We start from the raw sequence: 18,495 nt of genomic DNA on the forward strand, positions 1-18,495 counted from the left end.
TTGGCTAAAAACACCCCAGAGAGGGAAAAGTCAGACAGAAAAGGAGTTCAAACAATGTCTCAAACTGCAGAAAAGAAAGCAGAATTAGGTGGCGCAGGCCTTCGTGGTCAAAGCGCAGGAAGCACAGCTTTATGTACTGTCGGAAAAACGGGAACTGGTTTAACTTATCGTGGATACGATATTACTGATCTTGCGAACAACGCACAGTTTGAAGAAGTGGCTCACCTTCTGTTACGCGGTCACTTGCCGAATCAACAAGAACTTGATGCGTACAAGACACACCTACTCAGCCTTAGAGGTTTGCCAGCCGAGTTAAAACAAGCTTTAGAGTTGATTCCTGCAAGCGCACACCCAATGGACGTAATGCGCACGGGTTGTTCTGTATTGGGTAACCTAGAGCAGGAAATGAGCTTTGAGGAGCAACTGAAAGCAACCGAACGTATGCTAGCCTTGTTCCCTGCCATCATCTGTTACTGGTACCGCTTTAGTCATGATGGCGTGCGTATCAACACCGAGGATCAGACTGAAGATTGCATCGGTGGTTACTTCTTGCGATTACTTACAGACAAAGCGCCATCTGCGCTGCACAAACAAGTGATGCATTGCTCGCTCATTCTTTATGCTGAACATGAGTTTAATGCTTCTACATTCGCAGCACGCGTTTGTGCATCAACGTTGTCAGACATCCATTCTTGTATCACGGCAGCAATCGGTACGCTTCGTGGACCACTTCACGGCGGCGCAAACGAAGCGGCGATGGAAATGATTGAAGATTGGCAAACGCCCGATGAGGCGGAAGCGAACATCATGAAAATGCTAGCCAATAAAGACAAGATCATGGGATTTGGTCATGCGATTTATCGTGAAAGTGACCCTCGCAACGCCTTAATAAAACGCTGGTCCAAAGAGTTATCGAAGCAAGTTGGTGATACACATCTATATGCGGTTTCTGAGCGTGTTGAGTCAGTGATGAAGCGAGAGAAAGGTCTGTTCTGTAATGCGGACTTCTTCCATGCATCGGCTTACCACTTCATGGACATTCCAACCAAACTATTTACCCCAATCTTTGTGATGAGTCGTTTAACGGGCTGGGCTGCACACGTTTATGAACAGCGTGCCAATAACCGTATTATTCGCCCAAGTGCTGATTATACGGGCCCAGATCATCAAGAATGGGTGCCTATCGAGAATCGCTAGCGCGAAGGTCAACGAGAGCATTATATGCTTTGGTTGACCACCTCCTTCCTTTGTCATTCTCTCTAACAGAGGAAGGAGAACCTCTCATCACTGTGTTTCTGGAGCAATGGAAAACCTTGATGAAGGCAAGATGTAAAGACTGAATGGAAGCAAACCATGAACACAAATATTAATACCCAATATCGTAAGCCGCTTCCGGGAACTCAACTGGATTATTTTGATGCACGCGAAGCCGTCAATGCCATTTCTCCTGGAGCCTATGAAACACTCCCTTATACCTCTCGCGTGCTAGCTGAGCAGCTGGTCCGCCGCTGTGACCCGAACACATTGACAGATAGCCTGAAACAGTTAATAGAACGCAAACGCGATCTTGATTTTCCTTGGTATCCAGCACGCGTTGTTTGTCATGACATTCTTGGTCAGACCGCTCTAGTCGATTTAGCGGGTCTGCGCGATGCCATTTCAGATCAGGGCGGTGATCCTGCAAAAGTGAACCCAGTGGTTGAGACACAATTGATCGTTGACCACTCTTTAGCGGTTGAACATGCGGGCTTTGACCCTGATGCCTTCGACAAAAACCGCGCGATTGAAGAGCGCCGTAATGAAGACCGATTCCACTTTATCGAGTGGTGTAAAACAGCGTTTGAAAACGTCAGCGTGATTCCGGCTGGGAATGGCATCATGCACCAAATCAACTTGGAAAAAATGTCTCCTGTGGTACAAGCAAAGCAGGGCATTGCCTACCCAGACACCTGTGTGGGTACGGACAGTCACACGCCTCACGTAGACGCTCTTGGTGTTATTGCGATAGGTGTCGGTGGTCTGGAAGCAGAAACCGTCATGCTTGGCCGACCATCAATGATGCGTCTACCAGATATTGTCGGTGTCAAACTGACGGGTAAACGTCAACCGGGCATTACCGCAACGGATATTGTCCTCGCGATTACTGAGTTTCTGCGTAATGAGCGTGTGGTATCTTCATATCTTGAATTCTTCGGAGAAGGCGCACGTGATCTAACGATCGGAGACCGCGCAACGATTTCAAACATGACACCAGAATACGGCGCAACAGCTGGCATGTTTTATATTGATGAGCAGACCATCAATTACTTGAAACTAACTGGTCGAGATGAAGAACAAGTTGCTTTAGTAGAAAATTACGCAAAACAAACCGGTCTTTGGGCAGACGATCTTGATAGCGCAGTTTACGAGCGCGTACTTGAGTTCGATTTATCATCAGTTAGCCGTAACTTGGCTGGTCCGTCAAACCCTCATCGTCGTTTACCAACTTCTGAGTTGGCACAGCGCGGCATTTCTGGAGCGTGGGAAGAGAAAGAAGGCGAGTTGCCAGATGGTGCAGTGATCATCGCTGCTATTACCTCATGTACGAATACCAGTAACCCAAGAAACGTGGTTGCTGCTGGCCTTGTGGCGAAGAAAGCCAACGAACTTGGTCTTGTACGTAAACCTTGGGTGAAATCGTCTTTTGCTCCGGGTTCTAAAGTTGCACGCTTGTATCTGGAAGAAGCGGGCTTATTACCAGAGCTAGAGAAGCTTGGCTTTGGCATTGTTGGTTACGCATGTACAACTTGTAACGGTATGAGTGGTGCGCTGGATCCAAAAATCCAACAAGAGATCATCGACCGTGATTTATATGCGACAGCGGTGCTTTCTGGTAACCGTAACTTTGATGGTCGAATCCATCCGTACGCCAAACAAGCTTTTTTGGCTTCACCACCATTGGTTGTCGCTTATGCGCTAGCGGGTACGATTCGTTTTGATATCGAGCGCGATGCATTGGGCACGGACCAAAACGGCAAACCAATTTATCTCAATGATTTGTGGCCAAGCGATGAAGAGATCGATGCAGTTGTCGGTACTCATGTTAAACCTGAGCAGTTTAAGCAAGTTTACATTCAGATGTTTAAGCTGAATGATCAAGAGCAAAATCCCAACCCGCTGTACGACTGGCGTCCGATGAGTACCTATATCCGCCGACCACCGTACTGGGAAGGTGCGCTAGCGGGAGAAAGAACATTGTCTGGCATGCGTCCATTGGCGATTCTGGGCGACAACATCACCACTGATCACTTATCACCATCCAACGCGATTCTCGCAAGCAGCGCAGCAGGTGAATACTTAGCGAAAATGGGTGTGCCAGAAGAAGATTTCAACTCTTACGCGACTCACCGTGGTGACCACCTAACGGCGCAACGCGCGACCTTCGCTAACCCAAAGTTGTTCAATGAAATGGTGAAGGAAAACGGCGAAGTCGTGCAGGGATCTCTGGCGCGTGTAGAGCCAGAAGGGCAGGTTGTACGCATGTGGGAAGCGATTGAAACCTACATGAATCGTAAACAGCCACTGATCGTGGTGGCTGGCGCGGATTACGGTCAGGGTTCATCTCGTGACTGGGCAGCAAAAGGCGTTCGATTGGCTGGTGTAGAAGCAATCGTTGCAGAAGGCTTTGAGCGTATTCACCGAACTAACTTGGTTGGCATGGGCGTGTTACCACTGCAATTTAAGCCGGGTGTTAATCGCAATACATTAGAACTGGATGGTACTGAACTGTATGACGTGGTTGGTGAAATCAAGCCGGGTGCAGATTTAGCCTTGGTTATTAGACGTAGCAACGGTGAGAAAGTCGATGTTCCGGTCACCTGTCGCTTAGATACCGCTGACGAAGTGCATGTGTATAACGCAGGTGGTGTTTTACAACGCTTTGCTCAAGATTTCCTGGCGCAATAGGGAGTAATTATGGAAAACAGTACTCCTAGCAAAATGAGCCAAATCAAAGTGCCTGCGACGTACATGCGTGGCGGCACAAGTAAAGGTGTTTTTTTCAGCCTTGAAGATTTGCCACCAGAGGCACAAGTCGCAGGTGCAGCGCGTGACAAACTGTTGTTGCGAGTTATCGGCAGCCCGGATCCTTACTCGAAGCAAATTGATGGCATGGGGGGCGCGACGTCAAGCACCAGTAAAACAGTGATTGTTTCGCGCAGCAGCAGAGCCGATCACGATGTTGACTACTTATTTGGTCAAGTGTCGATCGACAAACCATTCGTCGATTGGAGTGGTAACTGCGGCAACTTGTCTGCGGCAGTTGGTCCCTTCGCCATTCATGCTGGGCTGATTCCACAAGACCGCATTCCAGAAAATGGAATTGTGACGGTGCGTGTTTGGCAAGTGAACATAAGCAAAACGATTTTGATTCACGTGCCAATCGTCAATGGTTTCGTCCAAGAAACCGGAGAGTTTGAACTCGATGGTGTCACGTTTCCAGCGGCAGAAATTCAAGTGGATTTTGTTGATCCTTCCGATGGCGAAGGAAGTATGTTCCCAACGGGTAACTTAGTTGATGATTTGGTGGTGCCGGATGTGGGTACGTTCAACGCGACCTTTATTAACGCGGGCATACCAACCATTTTTATTGATGCTGAATCGATAGGATATCAGGGCACAGAGCTGCAAGACGATATCAACAACGATGACACAGCATTAGCGATGTTCGAATCCATCCGTGCATATGGCGCGTTAAAAATGGGCCTGATTTCTGATTTAGAAGAAGCTCAAACACGCCAACATACGCCGAAAATAGCGTTTGTTTCTAAACCGAAAAGTTACCTGTCTTCAAGTGGTAAAGCCGTTAATGAGTCGGATATTGATGTGCTCGTTCGCGCGCTGTCGATGGGCAAGCTACATCATGCAATGATGGGAACAGCAGCCGTTGCTATCGCTTCTGCTGCGTGTGTGCCCGGAACGTTAGTGAATTTAGCCGCTGGTGGCGGTGAAAAAGAGTCCGTGACTTTTGGTCACCCGTCAGGAACGTTAAAAGTTGGGGCACAAGCGAAGCAAACTGAGCAGGGCTGGGTGGTGCAAAAAGCCATTATGAGCCGAAGTGCGAGAATACTGATGGAGGGATTTGTGCGTGTACCCTTCTATGTCTTCGATTAAAAGAGACGATCTTTGGATTAAAAGAGCGATCTTTGAGTAGAACGAGAGCAATGTCAGGACATACTGGAGGAAGCAATATGTCTTCATACGAAAAAGAATACTTATGGGCGAAGAATGAACCGGAGAGTTTTTGGCGCGCTCAAGCGGAGAATCTCGATTGGTTTGAATCTCCTAAAACTATCTTGAAATCTGATGAAAACGGCATAGAACGTTGGTTTCCAGATGGTGTAATGAATACGTGCTGGTTAGCATTAGATTACCATTGCGAGCAAGGACGCGGTGATAATACTGCACTCATTTATGACTCGCCAGTGACAGGTCGTAAAGCCACGTACACCTATAGCGATCTACGTGACCAAGTAGCAAAAATTGCTGGCATGCTGTCTGCTCAAGGTGTTGAAAAAGGCGACCGAGTCGTTATTTATATGCCGATGATCCCAGAAGCCGCAATGGCGATGCTTGCCTGCGCGCGTTTGGGGGCGATTCATTCCGTAGTATTCGGTGGTTTTGCACCTAATGAGCTTGCTGTACGAATTGAAGATGCAGAGCCGAAAGTGATCATGACGGCGTCGTGCGGGATTGAGATCAACAAAGTCATTCCATACAAACCAATGGTAGACAAAGCCATTATGGACAGCCGTTGGAAGCCTGAGAAAGTGTTTGTTTTCCAACGTCCAGAGTGCGACGCTGAGCTAAACCAAGAAAGAGACTTAGATTGGCAGCGAGAGTACAAACAAGCGCTGCCACATGGTTGTGTTCCGGTGTTAGCAACCGATCCGCTCTACATACTTTATACATCGGGCACGACAGGTAAGCCGAAAGGCGTTGTGCGTGATAACGGTGGCCATGCTGTCGCGATGAAGTACTCCATGAGCGCAATCTATAACATTCCTCAAGATGGCGTCTTTTGGGCGGCATCTGATGTGGGCTGGGTAGTAGGGCACTCTTACATTGTTTACGCCCCACTGATTCACGGTTGCACTACTATCCTATTCGAAGGCAAGCCTGTTCGAACACCGGATCCTGGCGCATTTTGGCGAGTGTGTGATGAATATAAAGTAGATGCGTTGTTCTCTGCACCAACGGCGTTTCGTGCGATTAAGAAAGAGGACCCGGAAGGCGAGCACTTAAAACAGTACGACTTGTCGAATCTGAAAAACATCTTTATGGCGGGAGAACGCCTTGACCCTCCGACACTGGAGTGGGTTCAGAGCAAAGCGGACAAGCCCGTTATTGACCACTGGTGGCAAACCGAGACGGGCTGGGCCATCGCTGGCAACCCGACAGGTGTCGAAATGATGCCAGTTAAAGCTGGTTCTTCGACGAAGCCCATTCCGGGTTATCAGGTCGAAATTCTGAATGAACTTGGAGAGGCTGTCGGGCCTAACCAACAAGGCTTTGTCGCATTAAAACGTCCGCTACCACCAAGTTGTCTGCCAACGGTTTGGCGTAATCATGACCGTTTTGAAACTGGTTATCTTAGCCAGTTCCCAGGCTACTACGTGTCTGGTGATGGTGGCTATCTGGATGAAGACGGTTACCTGTTTATTATGGGACGTATTGATGACGTGATTAATGTCGCGGGACACCGATTGTCGACAGGTGAAATGGAAGAAATAGTAGGAGGCCACCCAGCGATTGCAGAATGTGCGGTGGTCGGTATCCACGATGATCTAAAAGGTCAGCTTCCACTTGGTTTTGTTGTACTGAAAGACGGCGTCAAAGTGGATGAGCTAGACCTTGAAGGTGAGCTTGTTGGCAAAGTGCGTAGTGAGATAGGTGCAGTTGCTTGCTTCAAGCATGCGTTGGTTGTAGACCGTTTACCGAAAACACGTTCAGGTAAAATTTTGCGTCGAACTATACGTCAAATAGCTGATGGTGAAAAATACACCGTTCCGTCAACGATTGATGACCCAAGTAGCTTGAACGAAATTGAGCGAGTGCTACGACGCTGAGAAAAACTCAATTCTAACTAACCCCTGATCCTCGAACTCTGTTGGTTGGTTCTGCCTCTGTACGTTTATTAAGTGCAGGGGCCTTTTTGTTGTTCAAACAGTACAAACGTATCGTGAAAGCATTTGTGACTTGCCAATACGACGTTTTCCTCACAAACTACAGCCATTCCATTTTTAGTGACCCTTTGTATGACCACGTTTGCGATTAAACCTGCGTGTTTTAGCGACCTAGAGTTGCTCAACGATCTTATGTTCGAGCTTCATGATGAGCATCATCTTCAATCTCCTGAGCTTTTCAAAACGGCAGAGGAGATAGAACAAGAAAAAAGCATTGCTCGATATATTGACGACCCTGAGTGCCTTGTTTACGTAGCAAAACAAGGAGATGAAATTATTGGCTTTATCTCTGGTCACTTCTGTGAACTTATTTCTACCGTCAGCCAGCCAGTTATGATGGGAAGTGTGGATGAGCTCTATGTGCTGCCTGAATATCGAAAACAAGGTACGGCGCAGGCATTGATTAATAAAATTGAGTCAACGTTCTCTGATTACGGTGCAAAACAGATGTTTGTTGAAGTATGGCATTTTAACCAGGGCGCAATATCTTTGTATGAAAAACAAGGATTTGCACATCATATCCACTATTTAAGAAAACCGCTGAACGAATAATCGTATTTAACTTTAATATTGTGATTTAGGTTCATTCGAATTGAAATCATTCAGTTCGTCAATAGACTTTTCTCTATAAGTTGCTCGCAATGTTAATAAATTGATATGCACCCATATTGGTATCGGCGTTTTTGTCTGCTTGTTTATTAGTAGCACGAGGATCGTGCTTACAAAAACAAGAGGACAATATTTTGAAACTAACAAAATCGTTACTTGCTTTAGCCGTTTTGCCAATGTTCGCAAGTGCTGATGATTTGTCACAGACGCAAAATCACACTATCCAACCCCAGATCGTAGGCGGAGTAACTGCCGACCCACGTGACTGGAAATTCTACACCCAAATTGTTAGTCGTTATGGTAACCGATCGTATTGTGGGGCCAGTTATATCGGGAATGGTTACGTCCTGACTGCTGCACATTGTGTTGAGGGTGATTCTCCGAGTCAGATTGCGGTTAAAATCGGTGGCGTTGTTTATAACGGTAGTGATGGTGTTCGTGCAAACGTCAGTGAGATCCATATGCACCCGGCATATCGCCGCGCGACGCTTTCTCATGACCTCGCGGTATTGAAGCTCGACTCTGTGCCTCAAGGTGTTTCTTCAGTTGAGATTGCGAATGGTAGTCTAACGCAATACGCGAGCATCGGAGATTGGCTTAGTGTTGCTGGCTTAGGGCGAACTTCTGAAGGAGGAAGCTCTCCGTCTCGATTGCAAGAGGTTGACGTCCCACTTGTGTCGGATATGACTTGCCGTCAAGCCGGTGGCAACTACACAACGGTTGGAGAAGTGTCATTCTGTGCGGGTATTCCTCAAGGTGGGATAGATTCTTGTCAGGGAGATAGTGGAGGTCCAATCGTCATTAATCGCAGTGGTGTAATTACTCAACTTGGTGTGGTCAGTTGGGGAATAGGTTGTGCTCGTCCTGGTATGTATGGGGTTTATAGCGATATCGCTGCTATGCGCAATTTTGTCGATGGTGTTATCGGAACAGCAACACCACCAAAAGAGAATGTTTCTGTTGGATACACCACTGAACAGACACTGGCATCATTTAATGTTGGGGAGTTACAGCAACATAGCTTTGTTATCCAGAATTCAGGGAACACCACGTTCACTGTGGAAAATGTTCGCGCGTTTGCTTCGGGTGTTACTGATGCAGCTGTTATTGCCAATGATCAGTGCTCTCAGACGACGTTAGCAATGAATGCAAGTTGTCGTGTTGATGTTGAATTTGGTGCTACTCAGAGCGGAGAAGCAAGAGTGGCTTTGAACTTCAACGTTGATAAGACCAGCACACAATACCAAGCGTTAGTATCCGCTCAAGCGAAAACGGTGACAACGCCTCCCACAGATAGCTGTAAAACTGTATGGCAAGCCAGCTTAGTGTATCTCAAAGGAGATACGGTTACTTGGAATGGTAAAGTTTGGCAAGCGCAGTGGTGGACTCAAGGTGATAATCCAGCAGACTCAGGGCCTTGGGGTGTTTGGCAAAAAGTAGGCGATGCGAATTGCAAGTCTAACTAACGATCGGGCCAGTGAATTTGATTCGTTGACCATGAGATAAGATTCATTCTTGGTTTCAACGATCAGTACATAGTTATTATAACTGGGGTTTATTGTTTGCGAATAATAAGCCCTTTTTTATTGTGTCAACTATGAGAACCCACAAAATGTGTATGACTTTGTCCTGACGTTATCTTTATATAACTGGCAGAATTGCGATCAACATTTTATGTTTTGTCTGATCTTTGTCAGGTTTGCATTAAATTATTCTCCAGTGAGCGTTGAGATCGGGTTTTACGCGATCAACTCAGTTTGGCATAACTCGTTACTTAATTTTTGTCGAAAAAGATAAGATTAACTGCCATGATTCATTGGTTATCATTATGTTTATTTAAGGTCATATTTTGTGTTGAGACAGCTGTTATTACTCATCCTTTGTTTTATTTTGTTACCTGTTTCACCGATCTCTACGGCTAAAGCCACTGCGAGCGAAGTTAAAGGAGCGCTCTGTATTGTTCGCGCTGATGACAAGTTAGTGCTAGTTCATGAAGTATTAACGGATAAGATTTCTCTACCTGGCGGAACCATCATTGATGGTGAGTCTCCACAAGTTGCTGCTCAACGAGAAACGTGGGAAGAAACCGGTATAGTGGTTACGGTTGGAGAGGAGCTTGGCAGAACGGACACTGCGGTTTTTTACGACTGTATATCAGACTCTGACATTATCGCTTTTTCTATGAATAATTCTTTAGGTGGAAATGAACTGCCTATTTGGTTTGCCCCTCATTATGGAGTAGAAGTTGCGTCAGCGATGTTGCTTAGCCCATCTGAATTACCATCATCTTTATATCGTTATCCTGAGCAATGGCCACAAGCCACTCAGTTTTTTGATCAAGCTACCAAGCAATCAGTATCTTATGTGACTCAGTTGATCGAATCCGCGCCTTCATTTCGTCAGGTTGAATTGGCGTGGCTGATAGATTTACAGAGTTGGGTAGGGGCGTTGTCAGAAGCGAGTTACGAGGTAGCTAGTCAGATCTCGAAACTGGTTATAGACCTGACAGAACCGACGGTACTACTCTTTCTATTTCCTTTTGCCATGATGCGCTTTGGTAGCCGGTTTGTGTACCGACTCTTTTTTGCAATTAGTGCAACGTCGCTTATGGTGCTTGTCGCTCAACAAGGCTTTTCGTTACCGCGCCCACATGTCTATATACCAATGATGGAGTTAACGCACAGCTTTGGCTTTAGTTTTCCTAGCTTGCCTATCGCTGTGTGGTTTTGTGTTCTGACGTTCTTGTTTCATAGAACCCAGTATTTCGGTTTGAATGGAACAACGGCAGTCTTCGTGTTCATCACTCTTACAGTGGTGTTAGGTAAGTTTTTCCTCGGCAGTGCCTTTATTTTAGATATGTTATTTGGCGCGCTGTTAGGTAGCTTGGTGGCTTGGCATGTTCTTCGACTGGAGACAAATCAAGATGTGAACGTTGATCAAATTCTAAGCTCAAAAGGCGTCTGGTTCATTATGACTGCGGCAACAGCGGTCATCTCCGTCATCTGGCCATTACCTGTGTTTGGTCGCTGGCTAGCAATTTTAATCACTGCATCAGCGTTGGTCATGACATTTAAAGAGTCGAAAGCACATTTAGATACTCGGCAGATGATCTTTGTAACGCTGGCATTGTTGCTTGTTGATCAACTCTATTTGTACTCGGCTAATATCGTATCGTTTAGCGGTTTGTGGTCATTAGTCTTGTCGACGTTACATTATCCATTATTAATGTTGTTATTTATGCTGCTTGCAAGGAAGCTGACTTGTGAAAACCAACCGAGCAAAACGTTGCTAGATTGATGGCTGTATTTGTTATCTATTAGTATTTAAGTAAAAACAAAGCCTTGCATTACAGCAAGGCTTTTACACGTTTAGTCCACGAACAACGCAGCTTGCCTATCTTGGACGGCTAGGGATGTTAAACGTAAGAAGCTTAACGCAACAGACATGGCGGAAAGGGCTATGCATTGAGCACGAACTTTTCTATAGCTTTAGCGACACCGTGCTCATCATTACTTGCCGTAATGTAGTCAGCGATTTGCTTGGTTTCTTCCATTGCATTTGCCATCGCGATACCAAGGCCAGCGTATTTCAGCATGTGGTGGTCATTTTCTGCGTCACCCATACAGATAACTTCTTCCGGTTTAATTCCCAGATACTCGGCAATTGCGGCAACACCAATACCTTTGTTGCTCGCAGGGTTAAGAAACTCAAGGAAAAACGGAGCGCTTTGAACAACCGTAAACGCTTCGCGCATTTCAGCTGGCAGTGCTGCTATAACTTCTGTTAGTTTGCTTGGCTCTGCAACCATCATAGCTTTGATGATTGGATGATCGTCTTCTAGTGATTCGAAGTTCATCTCGGTGACATTTAAGCCATTTATCTTTGCTTCAATATCGGTGTAAGGGTTGTGCTCGTTGGTGATTAAACCATGAACTTGACTAAAAGCATGGACGTACGCACCTAGCTCTTCGGCTTTTCGCGCCACCAATTTTGCAGCTTTACCATCTATGATTTGCTGGTGGATGATGTCGTTTGTGCCTACGTTCTTGACCATCGAACCGTTGTAGTAAAGAACAAAATCTCGATCGGAATGGATATTCAGTTCGTCGAGCTTGTCTTGCATTCCTTCTAATGGGCGACCAGAAGCGAGAACGACAGTAACGCCTGCTTCTCGAGCTTTTGCGATCGCTTGTTTGTTTTCTTCAGAAATGGCTTTATCACTATTGAGTAGCGTGCCATCCATATCTAGTGCGATCAGTTTATACATCATTTCTTACCTTAAAGTTTTTTGGGAGCTGTCAGTGAATAAGGCTTGGTTTAACGTTAACCAGAAACCTATATTCATTACGCTATGAAACTACAAAATGGTCTATTTTAACAATTAATTTTTGGTTTAAATTGACCTAGACACGCGTGTCCATTATGGTCTTCGCCTCGAAATGTTATGAGTTGAGTGAGTTCTGCGTTGTATAAGCTAAATGAGATGTTTGAAACCATCCAAGGGGAAGGGGTTTTTACTGGAGTCCCTGCTGTTTTTGTTCGGCTTCAAGAGTGTCCGGTTGGTTGCTCATGGTGCGATACCAAACAAACGTGGTATGCAGATGAGAATGATCAACGTCAAATAGGCGATATTCTGGTGAAAACGGAAGATTCTCCGACGTGGTGTGTTGCATCTGCCGAGAACATCGTAGAGCAATATCAACAACAAGGCTTTAATGCTAAGCATATCGTGATTACTGGTGGAGAGCCTTGTATTTATGATCTGCGCCCTTTAACAAAGGCGTTTGAAGATATGGGGTGCCAATGCCAAATTGAAACCAGTGGCACATCAGAAGTGATTACTTCAGAAAATACGTGGGTGACAGTGTCACCAAAAGTAGCAATGAAAGGTAAATTACCAGTGCTTAATAGCGCATTAGAGCGGGCAAATGAGATTAAGCATCCAGTCGGCACCCAGAAAGACATCGACCACCTTGATGATCTTTTAGCAAATGCGAACGTAGCGGCTGAGACTATCATTGCACTACAACCAATTAGCCAGAAGCCTCGTGCTACGCAATTGTGTATTGATACGTGCATTGCCCGCAATTGGCGTTTGTCTGTTCAAACTCATAAATATTTGAGTATTGCTTAGACGAGAGACTCGTCATCATTCGAGGTAGCTTTTCTATCTAATTCCGGTTTCGCGAGTAATGCCGTTGGTAGCTTTGCTATCGAAACATTGTCGATATATCTAAACAATTTATAGCGTTGTAAAAGCTAAGCAGTGTTGGCTGTTGTGGTGTGGTGCTATCTTTGGTTCGACAATCGTTTCGCATTTAATTGATGCCACCAATCTGGCGGCATCAAAATGAAGCTCTGTTGGCTGGAGTTTCACGCTGAGATAAAACGTTTAGAAGCTAACGCAAAAGGTTTTATCCCAGCGCTATTACCGCTAACAAAGACTATTTGCTCGCTAAGTATTCTTCTAAGCCGCTTTGTCGCAGTAGGCACGCTGGGCATTCACCACAGCCTTTACCAACGATTCCGTTGTAACATGTTAAAGTATTGTTTTGAACAAATTCCAACATATTATGCTTATCAGCTAGAGCCCAGGTCTCGGCTTTAGTAAGCCACATTAAAGGAGTCTTAATATTGAAGGCTTTATCCATACCTAAATTGCAAGAGAGATTTAGAGAGCGAATAAAGTTGTCTCGGCAGTCAGGGTAACCACTAAAGTCTGTTTCGCAAACTCCCGTAATGATGTCTTGAATGCCAAGCTGGTAAGCATGGATACATGCGTAAGTAAGAAAGAGAATGTTTCTCCCTGGAACGAATGTATTGGGTACGTTAGCGTCGCTTAAGTCATTAGATACCGGAATGTTGTCTCTTGTCAGCGAGCTTATCGCTAACTCATTAATTGATTTTACATCCAGGACTTTGTGGCTTTTGATGTTAAGTTGCTTACCTAATTCGATAGCGATATCTATTTCATCTGAATGACGCTGGCCATAATCAAACGTTATAGCATGAACTTCATCATATGTATTTAATGCATCGATTAAGCAGGTCGTAGAGTCCTGCCCACCGGAAAAAACCACAAGTGCTTTTGTTGTAGCCATGTTGAACCCTTAGTTATGCTCTTTGATTCTTTGGTATTGATACGTATTCTTAGGCGTTTAATCCCAATTACGTACTCGACTTGTTCGTGACGATTGCGTCCGCAATCAACTGGGCTGTGCTCTCAAGCACTCTTTGCTTGTCATCATTTGACAGCTTGTGGAGATTCGCAGCAAGTTCAGCGGTGATTTCATCTTCACAAAAAAAATAGTTTAGAGGTACGTTTAGCTCATCTGCGATAAGTTTGAGCGTTTTTACGTCGGGAGTATGGCGCTCCCTTTCGTATTGATTCATCCTTGCACTTGCAGAACTATCATCCATGCCGATACGGATGCCCAGTGCTTTTTGGGATAGATTCGCTTGTTTACGCGCATGCTTAAGGCGGGCTGGGAGTGGATTATTAAACAACACTTAAAGTTCATACGAAGGACTTGGATGACTAAGATTATCTTAGTTTTTCTGATTTGTGTATACTAAGTAATGCTTAGTTATTGCCGAGGTCGCCAAGGCCGTGTCTGTATAACTAAAAAAGATTTCGTATCTTTAGGTTGATTAAGTGACGTTGAATCTACTTCTTCAAAAACTGCCGTATGAAGGAGCGAGTAAGGGCACGAGAAACCGCAGCGATTTGTAGAGCAGAATTTGCTCTTCACATAAACGTAGTCGTCTAAGTTGAAGAGCAATATTGTTCTTGATGATCAACTATATACTTAAGTAAATAACTGTGTCGCACAATAGATCAGAGCTGCTGCTAAGCTCATATTTATGACTTTGCCATATCTCTGGAATTGCGATTGAAGTAGCTTTCCTGCAACGGCCCAAACTACGTTGCTAAGGAGTGCGATCAAAGCAAGAATGAGGCTAGTCGCTAAGATCCAGTAGATATTCTGAGTGTGGGGCAGTACGAACGTAGAAATAGAGGTAATTCCATAAAGAATGATTTTCACATTAACGAACTGCAAACCGAAACCTGTTAAGAAACTGATACCTTTAGAATTATCCGATGAAGTTTTGATCTCACTCGTAGCAAGCCCCCAAGCCAACCAAACAATATAAGCTGCTCCAATCCATGTTAGCCAAGGTGTAATCACGGGCAAGAGGCTGATCATGTTATACGCGAAAGCGCCACAAAGTAGTATCAAAACAACATAGCCACAAAACATCCCCGAAATCACTTTTGTTGAGCGTTTTAGTCCATATTGCGTCGCGATGCTGAGCGATAAAATGTTGTTTGGCCCTGGTGTAATTGAAGTAATGATTACGTAAGTAAAAAATGCGGTGTAGATGGCTGTCATCTCTATCTCTCCTGTTTTTACTGCACTATACTTCGCTACAACTGATTAAAAAATTGAATAAATTAAAACTTAGACTTTTAATTTATTGAACTGTTGGTTGTGGAGTCTAGTCATGAATCTAAAACGCTTTCTTACTTTTAAAGCTATTGTTGAAGAAGGATCGTTTCTAAAAGCGTCACAGAAGCTTTATTGCACGCAATCAACCGTCACCTTTCAAATCAAGCAGTTGGAACAAGATCTGTCTCTGCAGCTGTTCGAAAAAATAGGGCGTAAGATGGTTTTGACTCAAGCAGGAGAAAAGATACTGCCTTACGTCTATGAACTGGCGCGAGTGATGGAAAATATTGAGGGAACAGCACAGCAAGAAAACTCGGAGCCGACCGGTGAATTGAAAGTGCTGGTTGCTGAGACTCAACTTGCTTATAAGATGGCTAATGTTTTAAAAGAGTTCAGGATCAGAGCGCCCAATGTCAGACTCTCTCTGCAATCACAAAATTGCTATCAGATTCGAGATGAGTTGATAGCGGATAAAGCTGATTTAGGTGTGTTTTATCGAGTAGGTAATGACGATACGCTCAAGGTCCACGAGTTTGAGCACGAGCCACTGGTATTGGTTGCTTCACCGCTTTTAAAAGGGCTAGATTTAAAGAAGAGAGAGCAACATATTGATTTAGGGTTTATAAGCAATGGCCCTAAGTGCCTTTTTCGACGGATGTTTGAGAGCATTATTCAGGAGCGTGATATTAGCATCGACAACATGATCGAACTTAGCAGTATTAATACGATCAAAAATTGCGTTGAGAGTAATATTGGTATCTCTTACTTACCTCGTTTTACGGTTGAAAAAGAGTTGCAAGAGGGCAGTTTACAAGAGCTTGAGTTCACCGAATTTTCACAGATGATCAAGCCACTCTGCGCTTATCATGCTGGGAAGTGTGTGACGCCGGCGATGGAAGTCTTTATTGATTGTATGCGTAACGAGTATGAACGGCTTTCTACTCAGAGTCGGTGATCTTTAATATGTTCTATCTGATATAGTTTCGTTTTTACTCCTTTTTATTTTTTAAGTGGCTACTTCTAATTTATTGATTTTTATTGCTTTGTTTTGAATCCGACTGTTGTGGGATGATAAATGGGATCTGATGTGAAGAGCTATTTATTGACGGAAAGAGATAAGATATAAAAACGACGGCGTGTGATAACTAGATTAGATAAGGTTACATAATTAACAGTGTAATAAATTCCATTCTTTATGGATTATTTTCAACGAGACTTAATTGTTACGGTTCGTTATTATTAACTCGTTAACGCATCCATTGCTAGGAAGTTAACTTACGCATATTGTTTTTTTCATCATTTGCAGCAAATATAATTTGCTGCTTTTTTTTAACCAAAAAAGTTCAAAGCTTGAACTACAAGCTATGAACTTTTATTTATACTTAGTGGTTTTCTACTTTAATAAGTAAAACACCGTTTAAAAGTATCGCGTAACCTAGTAACTCTAAGCTTTCTTCGACCAAGTTTTTCACGTCTCTATTGTATGAGTTCCCCATAAACTCGACCCAAAAATCACCATACCCTGCAAAGCGTGAGAATAAGAAAACAATAAAAAAGCCAATCGTTAATGTCGTGAAGCTAGAATGAGAAATGAAAAGTTTTACCTCATTTTTTATGTTAACTATGTTATTAAAACAAAAATAACAGACCGAGACTATTATAATCCAAGCAGGATACTTCCATGAACCGTGAGGGAAATACTGCTCTATGTGGTAGTCCATTTCTCTAACGAATATAACCATAAAAAATGAAGACATTATTACTAATATGTGTTTGAGTTCAAGATATTCCTTAGATTTATACAAACACATTAACGATGAAAAAAGCACAAATGCTATTTGAGTCATTTCTATAAGAGAGTTCTCCGATGTGCTTTTGTCCATTTGTACGCTAAAATAAATCGTTGCTAACGTGTAAATAACCAAAAAAATAAGATAAGATATTTTATATACTAACAAACTAGTGACCGAGGTGTGTTTTTCTTTAATATACATCGTAACTTGTATAGGTGATGGATTTGTTAGTATTATAAATCAAGAATGTTTTATATTTAGTGAATTAAGCGCCATTTAGAATGGAACTTAATTCACCTAACATTAAACTCCTATGAATCTTAAATATTCCTGTTTTAACTTATTGATTTTATTTGATGTTTTATTTGCTGTTAATTTTTGGTTAAATAGAATCACCTAGCTTTTATTGAAATGCTTTTCCCATATTGGTGGTATGCCAATTTCTTCTTGAACGATATCAATGAATGCCCTAACCAATGGTGATTGCTGACGGTGTGAGTACATGGCATAAATATCACCAAAATCTTGAGTTTCATATTCTGGTAAAAGTTGAACTAAATTAGAAGACTCTAGGTTGTTAGGGAGCATAAATTGACCTATAAGTGCTGCGCCCAGACCTGACTTTACGCTTTCAATTATTAGCTCAGCTTCATTTACCATGTATGACCCTGATATTGGGTATGTATCTAAACCATCTGATTTTGCTTTGTCGTAGAATTTAAGTTTATCGACAATAAAATTACCATTTGAATAAATAATAAAAGGTAGCTTAACTAACTCATCAGGCGTTTCTGGGTTACCATGTTTTTCAATTAAATTTCGAGAAGCAATGATTGCAGTCGTATTTTTTGCTAATTTTCTTGCTACCATTGATGAATCCCTCATAGGTCCGATTCGAAAAGCAATATCAAAATTACTTCTAATCACGTCTACATGAAGATCATCTAGCATTAGTTCAACACTTGCTTTTGGGTACTTATGTAAAAATTTCTCTATCGAAGGTTGTAGATAGAGTTTTCCAAATAATGTTGAGCTTGAAATTCGTACTTTCCCTGAAGGCTCAGTCTGAAAATTCTCCGCTATTTGTTGAGTATCATCAAGGAGTTGAGATATTTGGTCTGCTTTTTCTACTATTTGCTGGCCGACTTGTGTTAATGAAAGAGAGCGAGTCGTTCTGTTTAATAGCCTAACGCCTAAGTGCTCTTCTAACTGCTTGATGTGTTTAGACAAAACAGAGCGGTCGATATTCATCCCATCTGCTGCTTTTGCAAAAGATCCAGCTTTAGAGACTTCTAAAAGCAGGTGTAGTTTATTTGCTAAATCCACAATGTTTATCCAAGTTAGATATTAGCGTATTAGTTTCATGTATAACTACTGCTCTGTCTAGAAATTATTAATATACTTAATAACCAAAAGAAA

General features: G+C 43.4%; 14 protein-coding genes. 9 read left to right on the forward strand and 5 right to left on the reverse strand.

The genetic code is table 11. The features are described from left to right. Window positions 1–54: 54 nt before the first annotated feature. The 7 genes from prpC to NL626_RS12540 all read left to right on the forward strand — a co-directional run bounded on the left by prpC (window position 55) and on the right by NL626_RS12540 (window position 11,129). Window positions 55–1,197, forward strand: coding sequence for a 2-methylcitrate synthase (gene prpC / locus NL626_RS12510; RefSeq protein WP_005377283.1), 1,143 nt, complete (start codon window positions 55–57; stop codon window positions 1,195–1,197). 156 nt (window positions 1,198–1,353) lie between these two features. Then, complete coding sequence (gene acnD / locus NL626_RS12515) at window positions 1,354–3,945, forward strand: Fe/S-dependent 2-methylisocitrate dehydratase AcnD (RefSeq protein WP_253657409.1); 2,592 nt, start codon at window positions 1,354–1,356, stop codon at window positions 3,943–3,945. A 9-nt stretch (window positions 3,946–3,954) separates the two neighbouring features. Further along, on the forward strand, window positions 3,955–5,151 hold the full coding sequence (gene prpF / locus NL626_RS12520) for a 2-methylaconitate cis-trans isomerase PrpF (RefSeq protein WP_047102685.1): 1,197 nt from the start codon (window positions 3,955–3,957) through the stop codon (window positions 5,149–5,151). A gap of 77 nt (window positions 5,152–5,228) precedes the next feature. Then, window positions 5,229–7,106, forward strand: coding sequence for a propionyl-CoA synthetase (locus NL626_RS12525; RefSeq protein ID WP_170890264.1), 1,878 nt, complete (start codon window positions 5,229–5,231; stop codon window positions 7,104–7,106). 189 nt (window positions 7,107–7,295) lie between these two features. Continuing rightward, window positions 7,296–7,775: a GNAT family N-acetyltransferase gene (locus NL626_RS12530; protein ID WP_005377290.1), complete on the forward strand. Its 480-nt coding sequence runs from the start codon at window positions 7,296–7,298 to the stop codon at window positions 7,773–7,775. 191 nt (window positions 7,776–7,966) lie between these two features. Further along, a complete protein-coding gene (locus tag NL626_RS12535) occupies window positions 7,967–9,298 on the forward strand; it encodes a trypsin-like serine protease (RefSeq protein ID WP_253657410.1) in 1,332 nt (443 codons plus the stop codon). Between the two features lie 385 nt (window positions 9,299–9,683). Then, a complete protein-coding gene (locus NL626_RS12540) occupies window positions 9,684–11,129 on the forward strand; it encodes a bifunctional NUDIX hydrolase/phosphatase PAP2 family protein (protein WP_253657411.1) in 1,446 nt (481 codons plus the stop codon). A gap of 160 nt (window positions 11,130–11,289) precedes the next feature. On the opposite strand, the gene NL626_RS12545 is transcribed toward NL626_RS12540, so the two are convergent. After that, complete coding sequence (locus NL626_RS12545) at window positions 11,290–12,099, reverse strand: Cof-type HAD-IIB family hydrolase (protein ID WP_017821691.1); 810 nt, start codon at window positions 12,097–12,099, stop codon at window positions 11,290–11,292. A 216-nt stretch (window positions 12,100–12,315) separates the two neighbouring features. Between NL626_RS12545 and queE the strand changes: the two genes are divergently transcribed. Continuing rightward, window positions 12,316–12,966 carry a 7-carboxy-7-deazaguanine synthase QueE gene (gene queE / locus NL626_RS12550; RefSeq protein WP_005377296.1) on the forward strand — a complete coding sequence of 217 codons (651 nt, stop codon included), beginning with the start codon at window positions 12,316–12,318 and terminating at the stop codon, window positions 12,964–12,966. Window positions 12,967–13,276: 310 nt separating this feature from the next. Here the strand turns inward: queE and queC are convergent, their stop codons facing one another. The 3 genes from queC to eamB all read right to left on the reverse strand — a co-directional run bounded on the left by queC (window position 13,277) and on the right by eamB (window position 15,226). Beyond that, on the reverse strand, window positions 13,277–13,933 hold the full coding sequence (gene queC, locus NL626_RS12555) for a 7-cyano-7-deazaguanine synthase QueC (RefSeq protein ID WP_005377298.1): 657 nt from the start codon (window positions 13,931–13,933) through the stop codon (window positions 13,277–13,279). A 67-nt stretch (window positions 13,934–14,000) separates the two neighbouring features. Next, a complete protein-coding gene (locus NL626_RS12560) occupies window positions 14,001–14,342 on the reverse strand; it encodes a helix-turn-helix domain-containing protein (protein WP_005377299.1) in 342 nt (113 codons plus the stop codon). 299 nt (window positions 14,343–14,641) lie between these two features. Then, window positions 14,642–15,226, reverse strand: coding sequence for a cysteine/O-acetylserine transporter (eamB, locus tag NL626_RS12565; RefSeq protein WP_253657412.1), 585 nt, complete (start codon window positions 15,224–15,226; stop codon window positions 14,642–14,644). A 112-nt stretch (window positions 15,227–15,338) separates the two neighbouring features. Here eamB and NL626_RS12570 point away from each other — a divergent pair, with 112 nt between their 5' ends. After that, window positions 15,339–16,238, forward strand: a complete 900-nt coding sequence (locus tag NL626_RS12570; protein WP_053350357.1) for a LysR family transcriptional regulator — start codon at window positions 15,339–15,341, stop codon at window positions 16,236–16,238. Window positions 16,239–17,472: 1,234 nt separating this feature from the next. Here NL626_RS12570 and NL626_RS12575 read toward each other — a convergent pair. Further along, entirely contained in the window at window positions 17,473–18,402 is a 930-nt protein-coding gene (locus NL626_RS12575) for a LysR family transcriptional regulator (protein ID WP_033906145.1), read from the reverse strand. Window positions 18,403–18,495: the final 93 nt, after the last annotated feature.

The organism is Vibrio sp. Y58_MX_L22, from assembly GCF_024181865.1.
Classification (GTDB): domain Bacteria; phylum Pseudomonadota; class Gammaproteobacteria; order Enterobacterales; family Vibrionaceae; genus Vibrio; species Vibrio alginolyticus.

Bases quoted from the DNA above. Each gene is read 5' to 3' on its own strand.
- prpC (WP_005377283.1), top strand. From the start codon at position 55: ATGTCTCAAACTGCAGAAAAGAAAGCAGAATTAGGTGGCGCAGGCCTT.
- acnD (WP_253657409.1), top strand. From the start codon at position 1,354: ATGAACACAAATATTAATACCCAATATCGTAAGCCGCTTCCGGGAACT.
- prpF (WP_047102685.1), top strand. From the start codon at position 3,955: ATGGAAAACAGTACTCCTAGCAAAATGAGCCAAATCAAAGTGCCTGCG.
- NL626_RS12525 (WP_170890264.1), top strand. From the start codon at position 5,229: ATGTCTTCATACGAAAAAGAATACTTATGGGCGAAGAATGAACCGGAG.
- NL626_RS12530 (WP_005377290.1), top strand. From the start codon at position 7,296: ATGACCACGTTTGCGATTAAACCTGCGTGTTTTAGCGACCTAGAGTTG.
- NL626_RS12545 (WP_017821691.1), bottom strand. From the start codon at position 12,099: ATGTATAAACTGATCGCACTAGATATGGATGGCACGCTACTCAATAGT.
- queE (WP_005377296.1), top strand. From the start codon at position 12,316: ATGTTTGAAACCATCCAAGGGGAAGGGGTTTTTACTGGAGTCCCTGCT.
- queC (WP_005377298.1), bottom strand. From the start codon at position 13,933: ATGGCTACAACAAAAGCACTTGTGGTTTTTTCCGGTGGGCAGGACTCT.
- eamB (WP_253657412.1), bottom strand. From the start codon at position 15,226: ATGACAGCCATCTACACCGCATTTTTTACTTACGTAATCATTACTTCA.
- NL626_RS12570 (WP_053350357.1), top strand. From the start codon at position 15,339: ATGAATCTAAAACGCTTTCTTACTTTTAAAGCTATTGTTGAAGAAGGA.